19 protein-coding genes are annotated in these 23,977 nt (G+C 62.3%); 10 read left to right on the top strand and 9 right to left on the bottom strand.

Annotated elements, in window-relative coordinates:
- From MIC97_RS22875 to MIC97_RS22905, 7 genes are all read right to left on the bottom strand, one after another.
- Positions 1 to 1,632 (bottom strand): ABC transporter ATP-binding protein, encoded by a 1,632-nt coding sequence (locus tag MIC97_RS22875; RefSeq protein ID WP_239802202.1) that lies wholly within the window; start codon positions 1,630 to 1,632, stop codon positions 1 to 3.
- Positions 1,629 to 2,459 (bottom strand): ABC transporter permease, encoded by an 831-nt coding sequence (locus MIC97_RS22880; RefSeq protein ID WP_239802203.1) that lies wholly within the window; start codon positions 2,457 to 2,459, stop codon positions 1,629 to 1,631. The genes MIC97_RS22875 and MIC97_RS22880 overlap by 4 nt, the downstream gene beginning before the upstream one ends.
- Before the next feature lie 14 nt (positions 2,460 to 2,473).
- Positions 2,474 to 3,448, bottom strand: coding sequence for an ABC transporter permease (locus MIC97_RS22885; RefSeq protein WP_239802204.1), 975 nt, complete (start codon positions 3,446 to 3,448; stop codon positions 2,474 to 2,476).
- An 8-nt stretch (positions 3,449 to 3,456) separates the two neighbouring features.
- On the bottom strand, positions 3,457 to 4,638 hold the full coding sequence (locus MIC97_RS22890) for an amidohydrolase (RefSeq protein WP_239802205.1): 1,182 nt from the start codon (positions 4,636 to 4,638) through the stop codon (positions 3,457 to 3,459).
- A gap of 118 nt (positions 4,639 to 4,756) precedes the next feature.
- Entirely contained in the window at positions 4,757 to 6,331 is a 1,575-nt protein-coding gene (locus MIC97_RS22895; protein WP_239802206.1) for an ABC transporter substrate-binding protein, read from the bottom strand.
- A gap of 619 nt (positions 6,332 to 6,950) precedes the next feature.
- On the bottom strand, positions 6,951 to 8,225 hold the full coding sequence (locus MIC97_RS22900; RefSeq protein WP_239802207.1) for a hydroxymethylglutaryl-CoA reductase, degradative: 1,275 nt from the start codon (positions 8,223 to 8,225) through the stop codon (positions 6,951 to 6,953).
- 113 nt (positions 8,226 to 8,338) lie between these two features.
- Complete coding sequence (locus tag MIC97_RS22905; RefSeq protein ID WP_239802208.1) at positions 8,339 to 10,288, bottom strand: GAF domain-containing protein; 1,950 nt, start codon at positions 10,286 to 10,288, stop codon at positions 8,339 to 8,341.
- 167 nt (positions 10,289 to 10,455) lie between these two features.
- Here MIC97_RS22905 and MIC97_RS22910 point away from each other — a divergent pair, with 167 nt between their 5' ends.
- The 9 genes from MIC97_RS22910 (at position 10,456) to MIC97_RS22950 (ending at position 20,006) form a co-directional block, all read left to right on the top strand.
- Positions 10,456 to 11,370, top strand: coding sequence for a hydroxymethylglutaryl-CoA lyase (locus tag MIC97_RS22910; RefSeq protein ID WP_239802209.1), 915 nt, complete (start codon positions 10,456 to 10,458; stop codon positions 11,368 to 11,370).
- A 92-nt stretch (positions 11,371 to 11,462) separates the two neighbouring features.
- Positions 11,463 to 12,701, top strand: a complete 1,239-nt coding sequence (locus MIC97_RS22915) for a CoA transferase (protein WP_239802210.1) — start codon at positions 11,463 to 11,465, stop codon at positions 12,699 to 12,701.
- On the top strand, positions 12,701 to 13,456 hold the full coding sequence (locus MIC97_RS22920) for an enoyl-CoA hydratase/isomerase family protein (protein ID WP_239802211.1): 756 nt from the start codon (positions 12,701 to 12,703) through the stop codon (positions 13,454 to 13,456). The genes MIC97_RS22915 and MIC97_RS22920 overlap by 1 nt, the downstream gene beginning before the upstream one ends.
- 209 nt (positions 13,457 to 13,665) lie before the next feature.
- Positions 13,666 to 14,577, top strand: a complete 912-nt coding sequence (locus MIC97_RS22925) for an AraC family transcriptional regulator (protein ID WP_239802212.1) — start codon at positions 13,666 to 13,668, stop codon at positions 14,575 to 14,577.
- Between the two features lie 139 nt (positions 14,578 to 14,716).
- Complete coding sequence (locus MIC97_RS22930; protein WP_239802213.1) at positions 14,717 to 16,795, top strand: TonB-dependent receptor; 2,079 nt, start codon at positions 14,717 to 14,719, stop codon at positions 16,793 to 16,795.
- The gene (locus MIC97_RS22935) at positions 16,789 to 17,793 is read left to right on the top strand and encodes a class I SAM-dependent methyltransferase (protein WP_239802214.1); all 1,005 of its coding nucleotides are present in this window, start codon (positions 16,789 to 16,791) and stop codon (positions 17,791 to 17,793) included. Before MIC97_RS22930 ends, MIC97_RS22935 begins: the two co-directional genes overlap by 7 nt.
- A 1-nt stretch (position 17,794) precedes the next feature.
- Complete coding sequence (locus MIC97_RS22940; protein WP_239802215.1) at positions 17,795 to 18,697, top strand: PhnD/SsuA/transferrin family substrate-binding protein; 903 nt, start codon at positions 17,795 to 17,797, stop codon at positions 18,695 to 18,697.
- Positions 18,694 to 19,428: an ABC transporter permease subunit gene (locus MIC97_RS22945; RefSeq protein ID WP_239802216.1), complete on the top strand. Its 735-nt coding sequence runs from the start codon at positions 18,694 to 18,696 to the stop codon at positions 19,426 to 19,428. Before MIC97_RS22940 ends, MIC97_RS22945 begins: the two co-directional genes overlap by 4 nt.
- On the top strand, positions 19,425 to 20,006 hold the full coding sequence (locus MIC97_RS22950; protein ID WP_239802217.1) for an ATP-binding cassette domain-containing protein: 582 nt from the start codon (positions 19,425 to 19,427) through the stop codon (positions 20,004 to 20,006). The genes MIC97_RS22945 and MIC97_RS22950 overlap by 4 nt, the downstream gene beginning before the upstream one ends.
- 32 nt (positions 20,007 to 20,038) lie before the next feature.
- Here MIC97_RS22950 and MIC97_RS22955 read toward each other — a convergent pair whose 3' ends face one another.
- Both MIC97_RS22955 and MIC97_RS22960 read right to left on the bottom strand, forming a co-directional pair.
- On the bottom strand, positions 20,039 to 21,205 hold the full coding sequence (locus MIC97_RS22955; protein ID WP_239802218.1) for a nucleotide sugar dehydrogenase: 1,167 nt from the start codon (positions 21,203 to 21,205) through the stop codon (positions 20,039 to 20,041).
- A gap of 75 nt (positions 21,206 to 21,280) precedes the next feature.
- Positions 21,281 to 22,324 (bottom strand): glycosyltransferase family 1 protein, encoded by a 1,044-nt coding sequence (locus MIC97_RS22960; protein WP_239802219.1) that lies wholly within the window; start codon positions 22,322 to 22,324, stop codon positions 21,281 to 21,283.
- Between the two features lie 583 nt (positions 22,325 to 22,907).
- Between MIC97_RS22960 and MIC97_RS22965 the strand changes: the two genes are divergently transcribed.
- Complete coding sequence (locus MIC97_RS22965; protein WP_239802220.1) at positions 22,908 to 23,960, top strand: linear amide C-N hydrolase; 1,053 nt, start codon at positions 22,908 to 22,910, stop codon at positions 23,958 to 23,960.
- Positions 23,961 to 23,977: the final 17 nt, after the last annotated feature.

Raw genomic sequence — 23,977 nt, forward strand, 5'->3', positions numbered from 1 at the left:
CTAGGAGGTCGCGGCAGCCACGGCGCGTCGTTCGAAGAAAGCGCGACCGGGCACGGCCTCCAGAAGCCGGCGCGTATAGTCGGCGCCCGGATTCCCGAACAGGTCGGCTGATCGTGCCTCCTCGACGATATGGCCCTTCTGCATCACCACGATCCGGTCGGCGATCTCTCGCGCCACCCGGAGATCGTGGGTGATGAACAGCATGCTCAGTCCCATTTCGGCCTTCAGTTCAGACAGCAGCTTCAACACCTGTGCCTGTACGGAAACGTCAAGCGCGGAGACGGCCTCGTCGGCGATCAGGCAGACCGGATCAAGGGCGAGTGCGCGTGCAATGCAGATCCGCTGGCGCTGGCCTCCGGAAAACTCATGCGGAAAGCGATCCAGTGCCTGCGCGCCCAGCCCGACCTTTTCCAGCCAGCGGCTGGCGGTCGCAACCGCCTCGGCCCGTGATGCGCCGAATGCCATCGGCCCGCGCACGATGCTTTCCCCGACCTTGAGCCGCGGGTCGAGAGACGCATAGGGGTCCTGGAAGACGATCTGCACCTTGCGTCTGAACTGACGAAGGGCCTCCCCTTTCAGGGCATGAACAGGGGTTCCGTCAAACATGATCTGTCCGCTGTCGGGCTCGATCAGCCGCAAGACCATGCGCGCAAGCGTGGACTTGCCCGAACCGCTTTCACCGACAACAGCCAGCGTATCGCCGCGGTTCAGCACCAGATCGAGGTTTTCCGCTGCGACGACACGCCGGCGAGGCGAGAAGAACCGCTGCCTGGTGGTAAAAACCTTGTTCAGGTTCCGGATTTCAAGCAGGGGCGCGTTCTTGCTTTCGTCGGCCCGGACCGATCCGCGCCCCGGCACGGCTTCGAGAAGATTGCGGGTGTAATCGTCGGCCGGATTGTTGAGGACACTGGCGGCCGCGCCCTGTTCGACAACCTTGCCCTGCCGCAGCACCACGACACGATCGGCAATGTCGGCGACGACACCGATGTCGTGGGTGATGAACAGCACGCCCATGTCGCGTTTTTTCTGCAGGCTGGCGATCAGATCGAGAATCTGCCGCTGCGTTGTCACGTCCAGCGCTGTGGTCGGCTCATCTGCTATCAGCAGCCTGGGATCATTGGCGAGCGCCATGGCAATCATCACGCGCTGTCGCTGTCCGCCGGAAAGCTGGAACGGATAGGCTGAAGCCAGAGAGGCCGGATCCGGCAGCCCCACCTGCTCGAACAACTCCTGCACGCGCGCATCGACATGCTTGTCGGGAATGCCGGCATGGGTGCGGATGGCCTCGGCAACCTGCCTGCCTACGCGCGCCAGCGGGTTGAGCGCCGTCAGCGGCTCCTGAAAGACCATGGCGATGTCGCGGCCACGCAGGGCGCGCATTTCGCGTGGCGGCATGTCCAGAAGGTTGCGCCCGCCGAACCTGATCTCTCCATCGAGCGCGGCAACCTTGGAAGGAAGAAGACCGAGGATGGCATGCGCGGTCATCGACTTTCCCGAGCCGCTTTCACCAACCAGACAGACGATCTCGTTGGAGTTGACCTCGATGCTGACGCCGTCGACGGCGCGGTTGCGGTCGCCGCCCACAGGCAGGCCAACCACAAGATTCCTGATAGCAAGTAGTGGTTCGGTCATGCTCTGGATATCCTTGGGTTCAGGGTATCATTCAGCGCTTCTCCGGCGAGATTAATCGCGACGACCGTCAGCAGAATGGCGATGCCGGGGAAAACGCTCATCCACCAGGCCTGACGGATGACGGTGCGGCCGGCCCCGATCATGTAGCCCCAGCTCATCAGATTGGGATCCCCGAGGCCCATGAAGGACAGAGCCGCCTCGATGAGGATCGCAGCTGCAACCGTCAGGGATCCGGCCACGATGATGGGTGATACGGCATTGGGCAGCACATGGCGCACCACCACGGAAAGCGTGGACTGGCCCTGACAGCGTGCAGCCTGCACGAATTCGCGCTGGGAGATCGTCTTGACCTGTGCTCTCGTCAATCTCGAAAGCGGAGGCCAGCTGACGAGCCCGATCGCCAGGATGATGGTATAGATCGAGGGCGTGAGGATCGCGACAAACAGGATGGCCAGCACAAAGCTCGGAATGGTCTGGAACACTTCGGTGAAGCGCACGATGATCGTGTCGGTCACGCCACCCGCATAGCCCGCGATGCAGCCAAGCAGCACGCCGATGCACAAAGCCGTCAGCGTCGATGCCAGACCGATCAGGATCGAGACACGGGCACCATGAACGATGCCCGCTGCTATGTCGCGCCCCAGCGTGTCTGAACCGAGAAGCATGCCGTTCTCACCCGGCGCGCTGAAGGGAATGCCCGCCATGTCCCATGGCGACGCCGGATAGAGCAGCGGCGCCACGATGGCGAGAAGGCAGATGAGGCCGATCAGCACCAGGCCGACCACGCCGGCAGGCCGGCTCAGGAATGCGCGCGTGAACTCCCGCATTTTTGCTTCTCCTATCAGGTCGTGACGCGGGGATCGACAACCCGGTGCAGGAAGTCGGTCAGCAGGTTGGTTGCGATGACAAGGAGCGACATGATCAGAAACAGGCCGAGCAGAACGGGATAGTCCCGCGCGGTCACGGAATCGTAGGTGAGCCTGCCGAGGCCGGGCCACGAGAACACCGTTTCCACCACGACCGATCCGCCGATCAGGGCGCCCGCCTGCAGGCCGGCGAAAGTCACCACCGGGACGGCGGCATTGCGCAGCATGTGGCGGTACAGGATCTGATTCTCGGTCAGCCCCTTGGCGCGGGCCGTGCGAACATGATCCTCATGCGACACTTCGATCAATGAGGAGCGCATCAGCCGTGTGTAGACGGCCATATATATGGCCGCCAGCGTGACAACCGGCAGGACCAGATGGCGCGCCACGTCCAGCGCATATTCGAGTGCGCCGAAGCTTGACGCGCGCATGTCAGCATAGCCGAAGGCCGGCAGCCATTCGAGCTGGATCGAGAACACAAGCACCAGCATCAGGCCGAGCCAGAAAACCGGCGTGGCGTAGAGCAAAAGCGACACCAGCATGATGGCGAAATCGCCCCAGCTTCCCTGTCTCCGGCCGGCAAAAGCTCCCAGAAGCACACCGCCGATAAGTGACAGGAAGAAGGCGGAAAGGGTCAGAAGCAGCGTTGGTCCAAGCCGTTCGAGAATGAGCTGCCAGACGCTGGCACGTTGCCGGTACGAATAGCCGAGGTCGAATTGCAGCACCTTGCCGATATAAGTGCCGAGCTGCGTGAGGAATGGCTGATCGAGACCATACTCCGCGCGGATCTGTGCGATGAACTTGGCGTCTGCCGCCCCCGACTGGCCGGCAATGACCATAGCCGGGTCACCTGGTGCGGAGTGGATGATGATGAAGTTGATCGTCGCGATGACGAGGATCGTGAAAACGATCCCCGCAAGCTTTGCGAACAGGCGGGAGATTACGGACATCAGCGTTTTCAGGATTGCGGCTGGTTCTGCGGGGTCACACCCAGCAACTGGTCGAGAACGTTCAGGAACAACTGCGCGCCCTTCGGGATCAGCTCGTCGGGAAAGTCATAGTCGGGATTGTGAACCATGGGACGGTCCATGCCCGAGCCGATGAAAAGCAGTGCGGCTTTCGAGCACGAGCCGAACAGACCGAAATCCTCTGCTCCTCTGATCGGCACGTAGCCGGCTACCCGCGACAGGCCCATTTCATCGGCTGCATTGCCGAAGATGGCAGCGGATTCCGGATGGTTGATGCAGGCGCGGAAGAAATTATGGGTGGAATGCCCGACCATCAGCCCTTCTTCGGCCGCGATGGCGCGAACCATCTCCATCACCGTGTCGGCCAGAACTTCGATGGCGTCGCTTTCCGGGGTGCGCAGCGTCATGCGGATTTCAGCGTCGCCCGGCGTGATGCCGAACACTTTCTTTCCCATATGGACGCCCGTTACCGTCAGACGGCGGAAGCCGGGGCCGACGGCATCGCCGGCCTCCAGCGTCTTCAATGTGGCGATGATGCGTGATACCGCCATGGCCGGCGAGATGCCGGTCTCCGGCATGGAGGCGTGGGCGGTCTTGCCTTCCAGCCTGATGCACAGGCCCATGGATGCGCAGGTGATCTGCCCTTCGGCAATAGCTACATGAGCAAGCGGAAGACCCGGCATGTTGTGGATGGCGAAAGCATAATCCGGCCGGATCGACGCAAACTTCGGGTCGGCGATGACGGCTTCCGCGCCATGCGCCGTCTCTTCCGCCGGCTGGAATAGCAGGATCGCCCTGCCGCGTGCGGGACGCCTCTGGCCCAGATGCCGCGCCACGCCGGCCATCATCGCCATGTGGCCATCATGGCCGCACATATGCGCCTTCCCATCCGTGCGGGAGCGGTAGGGAAGATCGGAGATCTCCTGTATCTGCAATGCGTCCAGCTCGCAGCGCAGCATGACGCTCGGTCCGGCTTCCCCGCCTTCGTAGATCAGGGAAACGCCATGTCCGCCCAGTTCGGTGACGACCTGATCGGGCCTCGTGTCCGACAGGAAGGAAACGACCTCGCGCGCCGTTTCGGCCTCTTCGCCTGAAATCTCGGGAAACTGGTGCAGCTTGTGTCGCCAGTCCCGCAGAACCGCGACTTCCTGATCGTTGATATATGCAATCATGTTGCCAACAGCCTTCTATGGTGTGACCGGAAGCCACGTAATATTGAGGGGGTGCGGTGCGCGGACTTGTGACCAGCAGGGAGGTAACCACTGCTGCTGCGCCGCGCACCACCAGACCTTAAGCGAAGTGGACCGTGCCGAAGTTGGAGTTGACGCCAGTGGCGGAGGTCGTGATCTCCTTCAGCCGGTTGTCATGGATCGTCGGATATTGCTGCTCAGCCAGCCACAACACCGGCACTTCCTCCACGAGAAGCTGCTGAACTTCCGTATAGAGCGCCTGCCGCTTTTCTACATCGATTTCGCCTGCTGCCGCCTCGAAAAGCTCATCGACTTTCGGGTTCGAATAGCCGGAGGTATTGGAGAACATGACCCCCTTGCGGATGTTGGAGGAGATATAGGTGCGTGCCACGCCGAGCGCGGGGTCGCCGTTCTGATACAGCTGATTGCCGCTGATATCGAAGTCGCCATTGCTCACGCTTTCGACCCAGCCGGCAAGGTCGTTGCTTTGCAATTCGACATTGATGCCTGCCGCTGCAAGGGCCTGGCGAACATACTCGGCAATGCGCGTCCATGTATCTCCGGCCGGCACCATGGAGAATTTCAGCGTCGCGCGCACACCACCTGCATCCGGCTTCAGGCCCATCTCGTCGAGCAAAGCGACAGCCTTTTCCACCGACTGCTCATAAGTGCGCACGTCTGACGTGTAGAAACGCATCGAGGATGCGATCGGCCCGGTCGCCGCCTTTGCAAGTCCGAACAGAATGCGGTCGCGTACGAAATTGCGGTCGATCAGATGCATAAGCGCCTGACGGAAACGCTTGTCGTTCATCGGCGGACGACGGCAGTTCAGCTCGATCCACAGCATGGGCGAAAAATATTCGTAGCCTTCGGTGGTCATTTCGAGGTGAGGCAGGGCCGCAAGGCGCGCGACGTCGAAAGGCTCGATATCCTGCCACTGGGTGAGCTGGGCATCGCCTTGCTCCAGCGAGACGCTGCGCGAAGCGGCATCAGGGATCACGCGATAGTAAATCTCACGCAGCTTCGGCTGGCCCTCGCGGTAGTAATCCTCGTTCGCAGTGAGGTGGATATGCGATCCGCGAACCCATTCGGAGAAGTGGAAGGGGCCGGTGCCGATCGGCGGCTGTTCCGCGCCAACCTTCTGGTAGTCCGCCCCTTCGAGAAGGTGGCGTGGCAGCATCGGCGCGGATGCCGTCTCGAACGCCATGAGAAACGCCGGAAACGGCTGCTTCAGGGTGAAGACAACGGTGTAATCGTCGGGCGCCTCGATGCTCTCGCAGCGGCTGAAGACATCCCGCGCACGCGGATGAACTTCGGGCAAAAAAGTCTTGCAGGAAAAAACCACATCCGCGGCGGTGAAAGGCTGGCCGTCATGCCATCTGGCATTCTTCACCAGATGAAAAGTGTAGGTGAGGCCATCCGGCGAGACCTCCCAGGAATCGGCAAGCAGCGGCTGGGGCGAGAGGTCCCTCGCATAGGAAAGCAGGCCTTCATAAAGCTTTCCGGCCACGACGCCGGTGGGCGTCTGCTGGTTCAGGCCAAGATTGAGGATCGGGGGCTCGGGATATACGACCGACGTCAGGGTCCCACCGTTCTCCTGAGCAAAAGCCAGACCGCCGGAAGCGGCACTGCCGAGGGTTGCCGCCATCAAAAGATTGAATTCGCGCCGATTCATGTCATCTATCCTCTGTCGATGAAAAGTTCCGGAAGTAGGGACAAGGGCGGCGTTTTCCTGTTGCCGCCACAGGCCTGAAAAATTGAAGAGACCGATATTGGCCGGGCAGACAGGGCGCAGGCCCGCGCTTCAGTGTGGACCGGGACAATTCCCGAAGCCCTTGAGCTTCTCGATCGGGCGATCCGTGGCCGAGCGCCGTGACTTTTTCGTTATCGCGCGAACTGCGCCATCACCCCTCAGCCTGGCTTTTCGGTTGCTGCGTCGCGGGCGCTGCCGTTTCAGGACCAGTTGGGATCTTGGGGCAATCTGCTCCGGCAACGATCTCCTGAGCGCAAACGGTCATCTTCGTTCTCCCTCATGTCTTTATGTGGCGCGCCCCGCACTGAAATCTGCATGCGATGCCCTGTTATGCAGCTACACCTTAGGTACGATGAATGGTTCCAATCAATGTCTCAAAGATACATTTGAAGGGGCCGGTAATGTCGATGATCGACAGGCTTATCGTTGGAATGGAAGCTGAACACCACTGCCTGTCGATCTGTCGCCGGACCATGCGGATATCCATGGCGTCCGGTTGCCATGTTCCCGTCATGAAACCGGAGGCCCCTAAGAGGTGCGGTCAGGAACAGCTCGCGCGAATGCCGTCCAGAATGGCTTTGGCCCTGTCGCTGCGCACTTTACCTTCTGCCTTGAGCTGGCTGGCGACGCGATCGATCTCGTCGCCTTCAGCGCCGGCAGCAACGGCGACATTGCGCGCATGAAGACCCATGTGGCCTTTCTGAATGCCTTCCGCCGCCAGCGCTCTCAGCGCCCCGATGTTCTGGGACAGTCCGACCGAGACGATGATTTCGGCAAGTTCCTGCGCCGATGACACGCCAAGCATCCGAACCGCCGCCTGCGCCGCGGGATGGGTTTTGGTTGCGCCGCCGACAAGGCCGACCGCCATCGGCAGCTCCAGTGTGCCAACGACATTGCCCTGTGCGTCCTGCTCGAAGTGGGAGAGCGAAGTGTAACGGCCATTGCGGACGGCATGCGAATGCGCGCCGGCCTCGACGGCTCTGGTGTCGTTGCCCGTAGCCATCACCACGGCGGTAATGCCGTTCATGATGCCCTTGTTGTGCGTTGCGGCGCGATAAGGGTCCGCTGCCGCGAACTCATAGGCCTGAATGATGCCCGCGGCCACGTCCGCGCCGCCAAGGGCATCGGCACCGAAGGTCGCGCGCACGCGCGCCAGTCTCCGGTCAGCCTTGTTGGACAGGATGCGCAGGCGCACCCTGCCCCCGGTAATGCTTTCCACCATCGGTGCGAGAGCTTCGGCCATGGTGTTGACGGCATTGGCGCCCATGGCATCGCGCACATCCACCACGAGATGCAGCACAACGAAGGTCTCGCTGTCGCCTTCCACGAGGCGCACCTCGATGTCCTTCGCCCCGCCGCCCAGCGAAACGAGGAAGGGGTCCTGCTCATTGGCGAGGTCGAGCAGTTCCTGACGGCGCTCGAACAGCCGGAACCGGGCGCCGTTCGGATCGCAGGCTCCAACCACCTGCACCTGCGCCACCATGATGGGATCGCTGCTGGACGTGTGAAAACCGCCATGCTCGCGCGCAACCGCGGCCATATGGCTGGCGGCGGCTACGACCGACGGCTCCTCTGTCGCCATGGGAATGAGGTAATCGCGACCGTTGATGGTGAAGTTCGCAGCCACGCCGACCGGCAAAGTCAGCGCTCCCACCACGTTTTCGATCATGCGGTCGGCCATGGGGAGGAAATCGGCATCTGCCGGCAGCAGGCTTTCCAGCCCCTGCCGCCCGACACCCGTAAGGCTGACGACCCTGTCGAAGCGAGTGGCAGGCGAGAGCTTGTAAAATCCGGGAATCCGGCTGTTGACCGTCATGTGTGCAGGTACTCCGCTTGCATTTATGAGCGGAGACTAGATTTGCAGGCACCGCATCCACAATGTGCCCGCAACACATCCGATGCCTGTGTGAAGGTATGTTTCCGACAGCTTCACGTCAGGCTTGTTCCGGCGAGGCTGCGCAGGCGAAGTGCCAGATGCAGTTCCAGCGCGAGCGCCGGATCGGCAAGATCCGGGTTCATCTGCACTATGGTTTCAAGCCTCTGCCTGATCGTGTTCACATGGACGCCAAGCACATCGGCTGTCTTCTGGAGACTGCGGCCGTGGTCCAGATAAGCCAGCATCGTCGGCGCCAGCTGGGTCTTGCGTTTTTCATCGTAACTTATGACCGCACCGATGGTGTGTCCGATGAATTCGGCCAGTGCGTCGTCATCCTGCTCGCGAAACAGGATCGCATAGGTGGCCATCGAGCGCTCGTGAACCAGACGTCCGGACTGGCCCAGCGCATGCAGCAGCTTCAGGCAACGGCGAAGGGCCTGATATTGCTTGGGAACCTCTGCCACCCCGGCGATGGCGGGCGACACCGCGACGCTCGGGCGTTCGTGGAGCACCTGTTCCAGCCTGTCGCCCACGTGCCGCGCAAGGCCATCGACATCCTGCGCATTGGTGGCGATCACCAGATCGCCATTGTACTCGGAATACATCGTATCACGCCGGCCAAGGAGGGAGCGCACGGCCGCAATGGCGGCGCTGGGCCGGTCGCTGCCCAGTTCGACCAGAAGCATCCTGAGGGGCCACTGCATGGAAATGTTGGGAGGCAGCTGCCTTGCGCCTTCCGGACCGAAAGGGTCGCTGCTGCCGCGCAGCAAGGCAGCGAAAGTATCGGCGACGTTGCGATAGGCAGCCTGCGCGATGCGCTCGGTCGTCAGAAGCACGATTCCGGTGACGATGGCGCTGCGCTCCAGCGTGCGCATTTCGGCCGCCGACAATTCCTGATGGCGATGCAATATCAGTGCGCCCAGCCGCATGGACCCCCCGATGATTGCCGCCACCTGTGAAATGCTGCCGTCCTCATGCATCACCGGCACGCTTCGGCCCAGACGATCGCTCTCCCACATGGCTTTTATCAACTGCTCGTCGCCGAACCCCTCAGGCAAGGCGCCGCATACCGAATTGCGTGTTTCGTCGACGACGCACACCTCGCCCCCGAGAAATTTCGAGACGCGCTCCGACAGGCTTTCCAGGGACCCGCCCCGGGCGATGAGTTCCGTCAGCTGTTCATGGACGAGGGCTGCATCCTCTATCGACTGGGCCTTGGCGCGCAGCTCGTCATTGGCGATGCGGGCGCGGCTCAGCGAACGGCGCGCTTCCTCCAGCAGCCGCGCGTTCTCAATAGCCAGTGCCGCAAAGGTGCCAAGCGAAGAGAGCACGGCCATTTCCTGCGGGGCGTAAGCGCGCTCGTAGCGATCTCCCACGAACAGGACCCCGATCACCTTCGATTCCACCTCCAGCGGAATGCCGAGAATGGAAACGATGCCCTCGCCCCTGATGGAGACGTCGATGTCGGCTTCGTGGTCGAAGGTGAGGTCTCTGGAATAATTGCTGGAGTAGAAAGGCGTGCGGGTGGCCGCGACATTGCCGCAGATTCCGATGTTGCGCGCCACGCGGATCTGCCCGAAATCCTGCGAAACCACGCCTTCGGTTGCGCGCACATAGAAATCGCCGCGCTCATCGTCCGCGGCTGAAAGATAAGCGATGTCGGTCCCGACCAGTTGCCGTGCGCGCCGTACGATGGCCCTGAGAACATGATCCGTATCGCGCAATGAGGACAGATCGCGCGCCGTCTCGTAAAGGGCCGAAAGTTCGCGTTCACGCTTGCGTTTGTTGTCAAATTCCTCGCGCACCCGGATCGCCGTGCCGACGTCGTTCATCAGCATGGCCTCGATTTCTGCCGGATAGTTCCGGGCGCGGATTTCGGAGATCATTTCCTCATAGCGCTGGAGAGGCGCATCGCGCGAAAGAAGCTCAAGCAACCGGGACGGAAAGATGCCCGGATCTTCCGCAAGAGGCTGCGAACCGTGCGCAACCATGCCATTCGTCATCCTCGTTCCTCCCTGTGAACGGCCTCCGACAAGTCCCGTGTGCAGGGTACGCGCCCTGCCGCCAAGAGGTTATGTATATTTATGCCACAAAACTCCAGAGCGGATGTAGCAAGACCATATTTCGATCAAGCGACCAATTGGGCAGTTTGCCTGAAAAGGCAGGTGACATGTCGGACATTGTACGGGTCTTCGAGGTCGGACCACGCGACGGCCTTCAGAACGAGAGCGTGCCGGTCGGCACGCAAACCCGTGTCGACCTGATTGAGCGGCTGACAGGTGCCGGGATCCGCCGCCTCGAAGCGGGCAGTTTCGTGTCGCCGAAAGCCGTGCCGCAGATGGCTGGCACCGCGGAGGTGCTGCGCGCTCTGCGCCCCTTGCCCGGCGTGAGCCTGTCCGTGCTTGTTCCCAACATCCGGGGAATGGAGAGCGCCGTCAGCGCCGGCATCCGGGAAGTGGCTGTCTTTGCATCGGCTTCTGAGACTTTCTCCCAGCGCAATATCGGCTGCAGCATTGAAGAAAGCTTTGCGCGTTTCGAGCCGGTCATGGCGATTGCGCGGGACAATGGCATTGCCGTGCGAGGCTATGTCTCCTGTGTTCTGGGGTGTCCTTATGAGGGTGAGATAGCGCTGGGCAGCGTGGTCGGCACCTCGCAGCGTCTGGCTGCCATGGGCTGCTATGAAATATCGCTTGGCGACACGATCGGGATCGGAACTGCGGGATCGACGCGGCGAATTTTCGGCGCCGTCTGCGATGAGCTCGGCCATGATCTTGTGGCGGGGCATTTCCATGACACCCGCGGGCAGGCGCTGGCAAATGTTCTGGCTTGTCTGGATATGGGAATAAGGAGCTTCGACAGCTCGGTGGCAGGGCTTGGCGGCTGTCCCTATGCGCCGGGCGCTTCCGGCAATCTGGCCAGCGAGGATCTCGTATATATGCTTGATGGTCTTGGCATGGAGACGGGCATAAACCTCGATCTTCTGGCGGATGCCGGTGATTTCATCTCCGGCGCACTGGGACGCCCGACGGGTTCACGCGTGGGTAAGGCTCTTCATGGTGTCAGGCGCGCGGCCCGCGCCGCCTGAAGAAAACGCAGCCGCGATTCAACGGAATGTAGTAGGCCCGCATCGCCGGCCAGCGGCCTGAACCGGACAGTAAAGGTGGGAGGTTTCCAGTCATGACAAACAATTCGCAAGGCAGCAGCCACACGACCGGCTCGGGGCCTTTGCGGGGCGTAACGGTGCTGGACATCACGCGTGTCGTGGCCGGACCTTTCTGCTCGATGCTGCTGGCTGATCTGGGTGCCACGGTCATCAAGGTGGAGAACCCCGGCGACCCGGATTACACCAGAACCTTTCCGCCCTTCGTTCACAGTGACGGGGAAGACCTGAGCGCTTTCTTTGCGCAGTATAATCGCAACAAACTCGGCATCACCCTGAACCTCAAGGACGATGAGGGTCGCGCGCTGCTGCGCAGGCTGGTGGAACGGGCCGATGTTCTCGTCGAAAATTTCCGCCCCGGAACGATGGAAAAGCTCGGTCTTGGTTATGATGAGCTTTCTCAGATCAATCCACGTCTGGTCTATGCCGGTATCAGCGGCTTTGGGCGCAGCGGGCCGAATTCCGCACGCCCGGCCTATGACAACACCGGGCAGGCAACAGGCGGACTATGGGCCATGAATGGCTATCCCGATCTGCCGCCGGTACGGGTTGGCACCATCATCGGCGACATTGCCGCCTCGCTTTATGCCGTGATCGGGATTCTCGCCTCCCTGCATGAGGTAAGCCGCACCGGGCTTGGACAGGTGGTCGATATCTCCCAGCAGGATTCGGTGCTTTCCCTCACCGAAAATGCGGTCGTGCGCTACACGGTCAACAATGAAGTGCCGACACCACTTGGCAATGACCATCCTTTCGTTCGGCCCTATGGCCAGTTCCCGTGCAAGGACGGCTATGTCTTCTTCGGAGGCTATACCGACAAGTTCTGGGCCATCACCTGTGAGCTTTTCGGCGAACCGGAAATGGCGCGTCATCCGGCAATCGACACCATGGAAAAAAGGTTCGATCCGCAGGTTGCGCGCGAACACGTCACCCCCCTGCTGGAGCGCTGGTTCGCGCGCCACACCAAGGCCGAACTGGAGGCGATGGCCGGCGATATCGTTCCTCTCAGCGCCATCAAGACCATCGACGAGGTGGTGCACGATCCGCACATCGTCGCCCGCGACATGATCGTGAGCGTGCCGCTCGGCAACCAGCTGGTGCGCATGTTCGGCCTGCCGGTCAAGCTTTCGCGCACGCCGGGGGATGCGACCGGGCGGCCGCCGCGCGTGGGCGAGCACAATGATTTCATTTACGGGCGTGTAGCCGGGCTGACAGCCGAAGAACTGGCGGCCCTGAAGGAAAAAGGAGTGATCTGATGTCGATAGAGGTCACACGCGAGAAGGCGATCGGAACGATCCGTATTGCCCGCCCGGAAAAGCTGAACGCCATGACGCTGGCAATGTACGATGCGCTCGGGCAGGCATTCGTGGAACTGCGCGATGATCCCGAAATCCGGGTCGTCGTCCTGACCGGGGCCGGCGAGCGCTCCTTCTGCGCAGGCGCGGATCTCACGGAATCCATTCCGGCGCTGGCAAGCGACCGCTTCGACATCAGCGCATGGGATCCTGCCCATCTCAAGGGCGTGGCTTTCTACAAGCCGATCGTCTGCGCGATAAACGGTCTGTGCATCGGTGCCGGTTTCGAGATCATGCTCGCCACCGACATCCGCATCGCCGCGGAAGGCGCGCAATTCCAGCTGCCGGAACCTTCAATGGGTTTCGTGCCCGCCGGCGGCACGCTGGTGCGGCTGGTGCGGCAGATCGGCTATGCGCCGGCGATGGAGATATTGCTGACCGCCCGCCGCTTTTCCGCCGTGCAGATGAAAGCCGCCGGCGTCATCAACCAGATCGTCCCCGCCGCGGAGGTTGAAAAGACCGCCTTTGCCGTCGCGGAAGAAATTGCCCGCCTCAGTTCTTCAGCGGTGCAGACGATCAAGGAGGCGGTGCTGACGCTGCAGGACCTGCCTCTCGATGAGGCCTTCGCGGCCGAGGCCGTCATAGGTCAGCGAACCTTCACCAGCGAAGATGCAAGGAAAGGCCTTTCTGCCTTCGCCGCCCGCGTTCGCAGCTGACCGGGCTGCCAGACAAGTAGAAGCCGGGCCCCTGCGCCGGCAGAGGTTGCGGGATGCTCGCGGCCTCCCCTTGCAACGCGCGGGAAAATTCTCCAGACTGCCAGGGCCAGCCTGACAGCCAGCCTCCTTTCCGAATGCACCGGATTTCGCCGCAGAAGTGTTGAGCTCCTGAAGGCTCCGATCCGGTGACTGCGTTGACGGCTGATCCCATGAACCTCATCGAACCGCACCGGTTTACTCCGTTTGAAGCCGGCGCAACGGCTTCCGTCACATTGCCGGGGCTGCCTCGCAGCAATCGCGTCGACGTCTTGCGGATCGCGCCGGGGCTTGTTCTCGCGCACAGCCACTTTTCGGCGGCCATCCGCCACGACGACGACATCCGTCGCCCGGACGATCAGATGATCCTGGCGTTCAATCTTTCGGGCAGGATGCTGCTCATCGACCACAACGGGTCATCTCACAAGATCAGCGACGGGCAGGTCTGGATCATCCGCTCGGACGGGCGGCGCTTGCAGAGGATCGTGGAGAAGGGCGACGGGTGCTCGAACCTCGTCATCGCCCTGACGATGTCGCGCCTCGATCCGGCCCTTGCCGCACTTCTGGAGCAGACGCTGCCGGATCCGGTTCCGCTGCGCCGCCTGCGCCTGCCGGTTCCCGGCCGGGCGGAGCTGGATGCGCTGCTTGACGGGCGCAGCGATGCGGCTGCGCTGTTGCGTAAGGAGGGCCTGTGTCTGGCCCTCGTCGGCCATGCGTTTGAGGAACTCGCCACCCATCCCATGTCCGGCGTGTCGGCCGACGACCGTTCCCTGCTGGTGGCCCGGATCACCGCCCTTCTTTCAGAGCGGCTGTCCGCCACCATCACCATGGCCGAGCTGGAACGCGTCGCCGCCATGAGCCATGTGACGCTGAACCTGATCTTTCGGGCCGAAACCGGCATGACGGTTTTCGAGCGCCTGCGGATGCTGAGGCTCGAAGCTGCCGAGCGGATGATAAGGCACACCAACCGCAGCTTTACCGAGATCGCCGCGAAATGCGGGTTTTCCGATGCGAGCCATCTGTCCAACGCGTTTCGCAAGCGATTTGGCGTCACTGCAAGCGAGTGGCGACGCCGGGAAGGCTGAATTACCCAAGCTGATTTCGTTTTCCGCCGCTGATTTTAGAACGCTTCTGATCTCTTCAAAGAATTCAAGAAGGTTTTCGCCGGTTACAAGTTTTCCGAGGCGCTTCATGGCAGGGCTTGCGGCAGAAGGAGCCCCCATCATGCCCTGCAATCATCTTTCCCGCGTCGCAATCTTCAGCCTGACCACCGCTCTGGCAATGACCCTGCTTCCGTTTCAGGCTTCGGCCGAGGAAGACCCCATCCAGCTTGGTGAAATCACGATTTTCGCAACCTACTGGGAAGAGCTGGTTCGCAAGGCGACGGCGACGGCAACCGTCCTGCCCGCCGAAGTGCTGGCGCAGCCCGCTTCCCCTGATCTCGATGCCGTTGCAGCGCGTTCGGCCAATACCGTATTCCAGCGCGCCAACTCCCAGAAGCGCCTTGTGGTGCGCGGCATGTCGGCCTTCGACAATGCGCTGTCCGATCCGGTTGGCTATCTGGTGAACGGTGTGCCGCTGCCGATGGGCACGATCCAGCTTCCGCACTTCTTCGGCGCGGAATCGGTGACGCTGCTGAAAGGCCCGCAAGGCACGACCTTCGGCCGCAATTCGGAGGCGGGTTTGCTGCGCTTCGACACCATTACCCCCGGCAGCCGCGAGGGCGGCGAGGTGAACATCGGCCTGTCCGGTTCGGATGCCGGCGCCTCGCCGCTCGGCGGCAATGGCTCGGTGCTGTGGTCGGGACGTGTGCCGGGCGGCCCGGCAATCTCCCTCGGCGTGGACTTCGCCCGCGATCCCGGGGTGATCCACAATCCGGTCACCGGAGCGGATGACGGCGGCAGGAACCGCCGGGTGACGGGCTTTGGCGGTGTGGAATGGGACCTGGCGGACGGCGGCTATCTGAGGCTGACGACGGTAGCCGAGGACCAGAAATTCAACAAGGAACAGTTCCGCTACATTTCCGGCCCCCTCGCCACCGGCCGCTATGAAAGCGTTTATTCCGATCCGTCATGGGAAACCCGTCGCAGCTCCATCAACGCGCTTCAGTATGGAACCAGCTTCGACGGGTTCGACCTGACTACGATCACCGGCTTCACCACATTCGACCGCGAATTCGTGCTGGACTTCGATGGCTCGCCGCTTCCGCTCGGCGTCACCGAGATGGATGTCCGGGACCGCACTATTTCGCAGGAAGTGCGCCTGACATCGACCGGCGAAAGCCCGCTGAAATGGACGCTCGGCGTCAATGTCTTCAGCCAGAGCACGAAAGCCGATTTCAATCTCGGGGCGATGTCGACCGACCGGCATACCGAAATCGACCAGAAGGGTGCGGCCCTCTACGGGTTCACCGAATATGCCTTCAGCGACCGGGCCCGCATCGGCGCGGGAATGCGTGTCGATCACATCTCGTCGGATGCGTGGCAGCAGTTCAGTTCGCCAATGGCCAATCTTCGCTATGGGGGTGACGATTCCTCCACGACGCTGCTGCCGAAGCTGACCTTTGCCTATGATCTGTTCGACACAACCACGCTCCATGCGAGCTATGCGCGGGGCTACATGCCGGCCGGCTACAATTATGGCTTCGCCAACAGTGCCGACAGCCTGTCCTATGAGGCCGAATACAGCTGGAACGGGGAGATCGGGCTGAAGCACGAATTCGCCAACGGCGCGCTCTTCAGCCTCGCGGCCTTCCATACCACGGTGAAGGACAAGCAGATCACCGAAACCATTCCGGGTGCCGCGCAATACATTTCCAATGCGGGCAAGGCGAAGAGCTACGGGATCGAAGCCGAGCTGACCACGCCGCTGGGACAGGGCTGGGAATTCGCCGCCAATGCCGGCTGGCAGCGGGCGCGGGCGACTTCCTTCCAGACGACCTCGATGAATCTCGGTACCGGCTCGCTGGTTCCGGTCGACTGGTCGGGCAATGCCCTGCCGATGGCGCCGGAATTCACCTGGGGTCTGGCGCTGTCGCATCAGGGCGAGGTCTGGCGCGGTCGTGTCGGTGTGCATGGCTCGGGCAGCTACTGGTTCGATCCCGGCAACAGCGTGAAGCAAAAGGGGTTTGTTACGGTCGATGCCGAAATATCCCGCAAATTCGGCTTCGGAGAGCTGACGCTCTGGGCAAGAAACCTGCTGGATCAGGAATATTACAGCGCGGCTGCAAGCACGATGCGCGGCGTGGTGGTCGAGGACGGCAGCCCCCGCACCATCGGCCTGAACTGGCGCAAGACATGGTGAGCGCACAAAGGCTGACGGGTGTCGGCCGCCTTCTGGAAACTCTGGAAGGCCCGATCCGTTATGAGTTGCTGAAGTGGGCGCTCGACAGCGGCGTGTTCGATCTCTGCCAAAATCCCGCGACGCCGGAACATCTGAGCGAACGCATGAACTTGCCCGCTGATACGCTTGCGCTTGCGTTGCGCGCGCTGGTCGCGGCGGGTTTCATGGAGGCCGAAGGCACAGCCTTTCGCACGGCTGCGGACATCCTGCCTTTCGTTGCGAGCGGCAGCGCGCGCAACATGAACGAGACCCTGCGTTCGATGGCCGGGACGCGCCACGCCGGTCTGAACCAATTCGCCGATCTTGTCGCCGGCAAGGCGCCCATATCGGGAAAGCGTCTTTTCGACGATGCGCACTGGGATGCGAGCCACCGTTCGCTGGCTGCCTTTCACCGGGCCATCGCCGCCGACACGATGGAACCCTGCCTGACCGGCCTGCCCGAATGGCCGCACGCCCGAACCCTGCTTGAGGTCGGTCCCGGATCGGCGGTTCTGGCGCGGCGGCTCACTGCCCTTCGCCCCGATCTGGAGATCACCCTGTTCGACCTGCCGCCGGTGGCCTCGCGCATCGCACACGAAGCATACGATCTGCCGCTCACCGTTGTGCCGGGCACCTACAATGACAGCCTGCCCGCCGGGCCTTTCGACATCATCTGGTGTTCGATGTCGCTCTATTTCCATGACAAAGGGCTGGCGGCGCTGATGGCCCGGCTGGCCGACAGGCTGGCTCCCGGCGGCGTTCTGGTCAGCTTCCATGAAGCGCTGACGCCGGATCGCACAGGCCAGCCCGAACATGTGCTCGGTCGGCTTCTGCCAGCCCTGCGTCAGGGCGACGTGTCCTTCACCGAAGGCGAGATCGCCACTGCCATGGCTGCCGCCGGCCTCGGCGGCGCAACACATGAATCTCTTTCCACTCCCTTCGGGCGCTTCCGGCTGGATGCCGCCCGCAAAGAGACCTGACATGCGCTTTCTTGTCCTGCTGTTCGCCCTCCTGCCATTGCCGGCGCTGGCCGAAGACATCCTGTTGTCCGGGCCGCCGATCTGGGAGAGCGCGCCGCTGATCGCGTTGGCGCAAAGCCAGCCGGTCGAGGGGGTGACCTTCACCTTCCGCCCCTGGGCGAGCCCCGAGGAATTGCGCAAGACGCTCATGGCGGACGAGCCCCTGATGGCGGTGGCCCCCTCCCCCAGCGCGGCGATCTTCGCGGCGAACGGCATCGGACTGCGGGTGCTGTCGGCCACCGCCACCGGCAACAGCATCGCGATCGTCGGCCGGGGCGAACCGCTTGCACAGCTGGCCGATCTGCATGGTGGAAAGCTGGCGCTTCCCTTCAAGGGCTATCTGCCGGACCTCATGATGCGCCGCATCGGCGCGCCGGGCCCCGAAAGCTGGCAGCCGCATTACACCGGCGATCACATTGCCGGCATGCAGCTTCTGCTGGCGGGCCGTGTCGATGCCGCCATGCTGGCGGAGCCGATGGCGACGCTGGCGCTGGCGCAGGATCCCGACCTGCGCCGTCGTGCCAACCTGTGCGTGCTCTGGCGCAAGGCGACGCAGCTTGCCGTCTGCCCGCCGGCGGGTGTCGTCATCGCAAATCCCGCTTTTCAGGACCGGCCGGAAATCCGCGAGGCTTACCGCGCCGCATTCGCAGCACTCGCTGCCGATCCCGGCAAGGCTTCCGCCCTGCTTGCCCTGCATTTCCCCGGCATGGACAAAGCCGGCGATGGCTTTGCCCGGATCGAAGCGCAGGACCTGCCCATGCCGGATCACGCAGCCGAACTGGCCGCCTTCTATGCCGAAATCCTAGCTATCGAACCGGCGGCGATCGGCGGCAAGATGCCGGGCCCGGATTTCTACGGGCAATGACCCGCCAGCTTGCTTTTCTGGCAGGTCTTGCCGGCATGATCGTGCTGTGGGCGCTGGCGGCCAGAGGAAGCCTGCCGGCGATCCTTCCCGGCCCGGTGGCGGTTGCGGATGCGCTCTGGCTGCTGGTTTGCGACCGCGACTTCTGGACCGACATGCTGCTACCCAGCCTTGGCCGTGCCGTGGCCGGCCTGGCGCTGGCCTTCGCCCTTGGCGCGCCGCTGGGTCTGGCCGGCTGGCACTGGCCGGTCGTCTCGGCGCTGCTGGCGCCGATGCGGCTGATCATGATGGGTATCCCGGCGCCGATCCTCGCCATCATGTGCATTCTCTGGTTCGATGGCGGCAGCGTCACCGTGGTGCTGACCGTGGCGATATTGCTGCTGCCGGTCTTCCAGATCGCCATCACCGAGGGCATGGGCGCCATCGAGCCGCAACTGGCCGAGATGGCGCGTGTGTTCCGCGTGCCTCTGCGCCGGCGCCTGCACCACATCGTCCTGCCTGCCGTATGGACAGCGCTCGGCCCGGCCCTGCGCATCGCGGCGGCCAATGCCCTTCGGGTGGTTCTGCTGACCGAGCTCCTCTCCGGAGCCGAGGGTCTCGGCGCCGCGGTACAGAGGGCGCAGAGCTGGTTGCAGACCGATCGCCTCTTCGCGCTGGTCATCGTCATTCTGGTCCTCATCGGACTGGTCGAGGCGATGCTGACCCTTCTTTTGCGGCAAAGGAGCCGGCCGTGATCCTGTTTGCCGCCGAAAAGGCCGGGCTGCATTACCCCGGACGTCCGACCCCGACCTTCAGCGATCTGTCGCTGACGGTCCGCAAGGGTGAAGCCCTGCGCCTGACCGGCCCGAGCGGTGCGGGCAAGACCAGCCTGCTGCGCGTGATCGCCGGACTGCAACAGCCCACCTTGGGGCGTGTCACCGTGCTGCCCGGCCGGATCGGCATGGCGTTCGCGGAATCACGCCTGCTGCCCCGCCTTTCGGTGATGGAAAACCTCCTGTTCGTCGCACCGCAAGCAATAGAGGAATCAAGGTCCATGCTTGAAGCGCTCGACATGGGCAGCCTTGGCGACAGTCCCGCCGGCAGCCTCTCCAAGGGACAGGCCCAGCGCGCCGCCCTGATCCGCGCCCTGATCGTGCGCCCCGAAATCCTGTTGCTGGATGAGGCGCTGAGCGGCCTCGATCCACGCTGCTGGCAATTCGCGCGCGATCTGATCCTGCGGCGGCGGCGCGAAGACGGGTTCGCGCTGGTAGAGATCAGCCACGATCCGGCGCGCCTGATCGAGCCAGGCGCAGACACATTTTCCCTCGTGTGAACACAGGGCAAGGGAGCCCGCGCCGAAACTTTTCAGTCGGCCCCGAAAAGATCGCGGCTGAACACCCGCGCTGCAACGTCCGACAGATCCTGCGTAAGACGATTGGCAACGATCAGATCAACGTCACTCTTGAAGCTTGCCAGATCGTGCGTGACGACTGAGCCGGAGAACTTTCCTTCCGGCAGCAGGGGCTCGTAGACCGTAAGGGCAACACCTCTTGCCTCAAGCCGCTCCATGATTCCGTGAATGGAACTGCTGCGGAAATTGTCGGAGCTGGTCTTCATGACGAGCCGATAGATGCCGACGCTGCGGGGGCGGCGATCCAGAATGCAACGCGCCATGTAATCCATGCGCGTCGTGTTGGCGTCGACGACCGCTCCGATAAGGTTCTGGGGTATGTTGCAATAATTAGCCAGCAATTGCCGCGTATCCTTGGGCAGACAATAGCCGCCATAACCGAAGGAAGGGTTGTTGTAGTGGTTGCCGATGCGGGGATCGAGGCCCACGCCATGGATGATCTGGCGGGAATCGAGACCGGAAGCCAGAGCGAAGCTGTCCAGCTCGTTGAAGAACGACACCCGCATGGCGAGATAGGTGTTTGCGAAAAGCTTGATCGCCTCGGCCTCGCCCGGTCCTGTCAGCAGAACCGGCACCTCATTGTCTAGCGCGCAGTCGCGCAGCAGATCGGCAAAACCCTGAGCTCGTTGCGACCGCTCCCCCACCACGATGCGCGACGGGTGCAGATTGTCGAAAAGCGCATGTCCCTCGCGCAGAAACTCCGGTGAAAATATCACATTGCCGAAACCGGTATTGGCGCGCAGGCGCTCCATGAAGCCGATCGGTATGGTCGACTTGATAACGATCAGTGCCGCAGGGTTGGTCCTGTTCACGTCATCGATCACCGCCTCGACGGTCGAAGTGTCGAACTGGTTTGTCACGGGGTCGTAGTTGGTCGGGGTGGCCACGATCACGATCCCGGCATTCGCATAGGCGCGCTGGCTGTCGGTAGTCGCATGAAGATCAAGCGCCATCTCCTCCAGATACTGGTCTATCAGGGGATCTTTGACCGGACATATGCCGGAATTCAGAAGCGCCACGCGTTCAGCCGAGATATCCAGCGCGACAACGGAGTGCTTTTGCGCAAGCAGCACCGCATTTGAAAGACCGACATATCCCAATCCGACGACAGCGATGTTCATCGGGCGCCCTCATTGTTATTGGCTCTGGTCTTCGCGCCCGGCATCGGACAACATTCCCGCAAGGCACGGAAATGGTCAGGTCGCCGCTGCAACCATCTGCGTGGCCGCGCAGTCACCTGTGACCGGGCTGAGATGGCTGAGGAACTGGCGGGTGCAGGCAGGCCAGCTGTAGGTCAGGGCATTGGCGCGCGCCGCTTCTCGCGAAATATCCAGCGCCTGCATCGCCGCCACACGCAGATCTTCGTCGAGAACGCCTCCCTGCGTGACGATATCGACAGGACCAGTGACCGGATAAGCCGCGACCGGGCAACCGCTTGCCATCGCTTCCAGAAGCACATTGCCGAACGTATCGGTGCGGCTGGGAAAGACGAAAACATCTGCCGAGGCATAAGCGGCGGCAAGCTCCGTGCCCGACAGCACCCCGGCAAAATGCACGTCCGGGTAGCGCTTCTTCAGCGCAGCGCGTTCCGGCCCGTCGCCGACCACAACTTTGCTGCCGGGAAGATCGAGATCGAGGAAAGCGGGAATGTTCTTCTCTACGGCGACTCGGCCCACATACAGAAAAACCGGACGCGGCAGGTCAGGCTCACGACGTTGTGCCGGATGGAACAATTCGGCATCGATACCGCGGGTCCACAACCGGATATTGTTGAATCCCCGCTCTTCGAGATCGCGGCCCAGCGAGGCCGTCGCAACCATACAGCCCTGCCCGGAATTGTGAAATTCGCGCAGCTTGCGGTAGGTCCAGCTTTCCGGAATCGGCAGCCGGGCGCTGAGATATTCGGGGAACTTGGTATGATAGCTGGTCGTGAAAACACGTCCCTGCTTGCGGCAGGCGCGCCGCGCGAACTGGCCGAGGGGTCCCTCGGTGGCGATGTGAATGAAATCGGGCGCGGTCTCGGCGATCTCCCGGGCGATCCGGCCAGGCGTCGCCAGCGCCAGCCTGATGTCCGGATAGAAGGGCATCGGAAACGAACGAAAGCGCTCGGGCGTGAGAAAACAGGTTTCCACGCCCAGCACGGAAAGTTCTTCGGCCAGCTTGGAAAGGGTGCGCACCACCCCGTTGACCTGGGGATGCCATGCGTCGGTGACAATCAGAACCCGTCCGCTCCGGATCATGGCACACTCCAGTAACCAAACACTGGAACATGGCGGCAATGAACATGCTGATGGCAGATTATGGAGGTTCGTTCCGTGCGACCATAGCCGTATCCTGCCAATGCAGTGTACCTCACCACCTGATCACCTGCCTGTGTGCTTGTCATCACATCGCTGTTCATCACGTTCGGGTGACAGGTTGATGACAGGGGTATGGCTGATTTCTGAACCAATCCGAGCCTTCCAGCCCGCTGCCCTTGCGGGATCGGCGTGCGGAGACGGAAGCGGGCGTATAGTGTGATCAGAGGCCGGGCCATGATGGCAGCCAGACCGCGGCTTCCGAAACCGCTGAACGGATAACGAATGAGGCTATCATGATCCTGCAGGGCCCGAGAAAGTACACGGTCCTCATTGCGGTGATCGGTGAAGGTGCGCTACCCCTCAGCTTGCGGACCCGCACTACGAGGCCTATGCCAGCGATTAACCTTGCGATCATGAACCCGGATGAGCGGCAAGCACTCTCGCTTGCGGCCCGGCGGGTTTCAGGCAGTATTGGCAACAGATTCTCAACCTGAAGATCTGGTTCCAGACAGGAGTTCCTATCGTGAAGACAAGGCTTTTCACCACCACGTTCCTCGCCGCCACGCTTGTGGCAGCAAATCTTGCCGAAGCCTGCACGCGCATTGTCTATCATGGGCTCGACGGGCGCAATCTCACCGCGCGCTCGATGGACTGGCGCGACCAGATCGTTTCCAACCTGTGGGTGTTTCCGCGCGGCATGCAGCGCAATGGCGTTGCCGGTCCGCGCTCCGCCGAATGGACCTCGCGCTATGGCAGCGTCATCGTTTCCGGCTATGAGATTTCCACCACGGACGGCATGAACGAGGCCGGGCTGGTCGCCAATGTGCTTTGGCTGGTGAATGCGGATTATCCGAAGGACGATGGCGAAACGCCACGCATCTCGCTGTCGATCTGGGCGCAGTATTTTCTCGATCAGTTCGCCACCGTCGCCGAAGCGGTCGAGCATGCCCGCACCACGCCACTCTATCCCGCCACCGGCGAAGTCCCCGGCCGTCCGGGCAAGCTGACGACGCTGCATCTGTCGCTCTCCGACGCCAGTGGCGACAGCGCCATCTTCGAATGGATCGACGGCAAGCTCGATATCCACCACAGCCGCGACTATCAGGTGATGACCAACGAGCCGCGCTTCGAGGATCAGCTGGCCGTCACCCGCTACTGGGGCAAGGTGCCCGGCAACGTGTTCATGCCCGGCACCAGCCGCGCCGAGGACCGCTTCGCCCGCGCTTCCTTCCTCATCAACGCCATTCCGAAGACAAGCGACATGCGCGAGGCCGCAGCGGCGGTGTTCAGCGTCATCCGCAATGCATCCGCACCATGGGGCATTTCGATCGATGACCAGCCGAACCTGTCCACCACGCGCTGGCGCACCGTGGCCGACCACAAGGACATGCTCTACTATTTCGAGTCGGTCTATTCGCCGAACGTGTTCTGGGTCGACCTGAAAAAGCTGGACTTCTCGGAAGGGGCTGAAGTGCGCAAGCTCGATCTCGGCCAGAACCAGAGCCATATTTTCAGCGGCGAGGTTTCCGCGAAATTCGAGAATTCGAAGCCTTTCGCCTTCGAGCCCGCGGAATAAATCCTCCGCCCAGGATC

The organism is Aquamicrobium sp. NLF2-7 (assembly GCF_022359935.1).
GTDB classification, from domain to species: Bacteria; Pseudomonadota; Alphaproteobacteria; order Rhizobiales; family Rhizobiaceae; genus Mesorhizobium; species Mesorhizobium lusatiense.

Coding starts and splice junctions, on each gene's coding strand:
- MIC97_RS22875 (WP_239802202.1), bottom strand. CDS start 1,632: ATGACCGAACCACTACTTGCTATCAGGAATCTTGTGGTTGGCCTGCCT.
- MIC97_RS22880 (WP_239802203.1), bottom strand. CDS start 2,459: ATGCGGGAGTTCACGCGCGCATTCCTGAGCCGGCCTGCCGGCGTGGTC.
- MIC97_RS22885 (WP_239802204.1), bottom strand. CDS start 3,448: ATGTCCGTAATCTCCCGCCTGTTCGCAAAGCTTGCGGGGATCGTTTTC.
- MIC97_RS22890 (WP_239802205.1), bottom strand. CDS start 4,638: ATGATTGCATATATCAACGATCAGGAAGTCGCGGTTCTGCGGGACTGG.
- MIC97_RS22895 (WP_239802206.1), bottom strand. CDS start 6,331: ATGAATCGGCGCGAATTCAATCTTTTGATGGCGGCAACCCTCGGCAGT.
- MIC97_RS22900 (WP_239802207.1), bottom strand. CDS start 8,225: ATGACGGTCAACAGCCGGATTCCCGGATTTTACAAGCTCTCGCCTGCC.
- MIC97_RS22905 (WP_239802208.1), bottom strand. CDS start 10,288: ATGACGAATGGCATGGTTGCGCACGGTTCGCAGCCTCTTGCGGAAGAT.
- MIC97_RS22910 (WP_239802209.1), top strand. CDS start 10,456: ATGTCGGACATTGTACGGGTCTTCGAGGTCGGACCACGCGACGGCCTT.
- MIC97_RS22915 (WP_239802210.1), top strand. CDS start 11,463: ATGACAAACAATTCGCAAGGCAGCAGCCACACGACCGGCTCGGGGCCT.
- MIC97_RS22920 (WP_239802211.1), top strand. CDS start 12,701: ATGTCGATAGAGGTCACACGCGAGAAGGCGATCGGAACGATCCGTATT.
- MIC97_RS22925 (WP_239802212.1), top strand. CDS start 13,666: ATGAACCTCATCGAACCGCACCGGTTTACTCCGTTTGAAGCCGGCGCA.
- MIC97_RS22930 (WP_239802213.1), top strand. CDS start 14,717: ATGCCCTGCAATCATCTTTCCCGCGTCGCAATCTTCAGCCTGACCACC.
- MIC97_RS22935 (WP_239802214.1), top strand. CDS start 16,789: ATGGTGAGCGCACAAAGGCTGACGGGTGTCGGCCGCCTTCTGGAAACT.
- MIC97_RS22940 (WP_239802215.1), top strand. CDS start 17,795: ATGCGCTTTCTTGTCCTGCTGTTCGCCCTCCTGCCATTGCCGGCGCTG.
- MIC97_RS22945 (WP_239802216.1), top strand. CDS start 18,694: ATGACCCGCCAGCTTGCTTTTCTGGCAGGTCTTGCCGGCATGATCGTG.
- MIC97_RS22955 (WP_239802218.1), bottom strand. CDS start 21,205: ATGAACATCGCTGTCGTCGGATTGGGATATGTCGGTCTTTCAAATGCG.
- MIC97_RS22960 (WP_239802219.1), bottom strand. CDS start 22,324: ATGATCCGGAGCGGACGGGTTCTGATTGTCACCGACGCATGGCATCCC.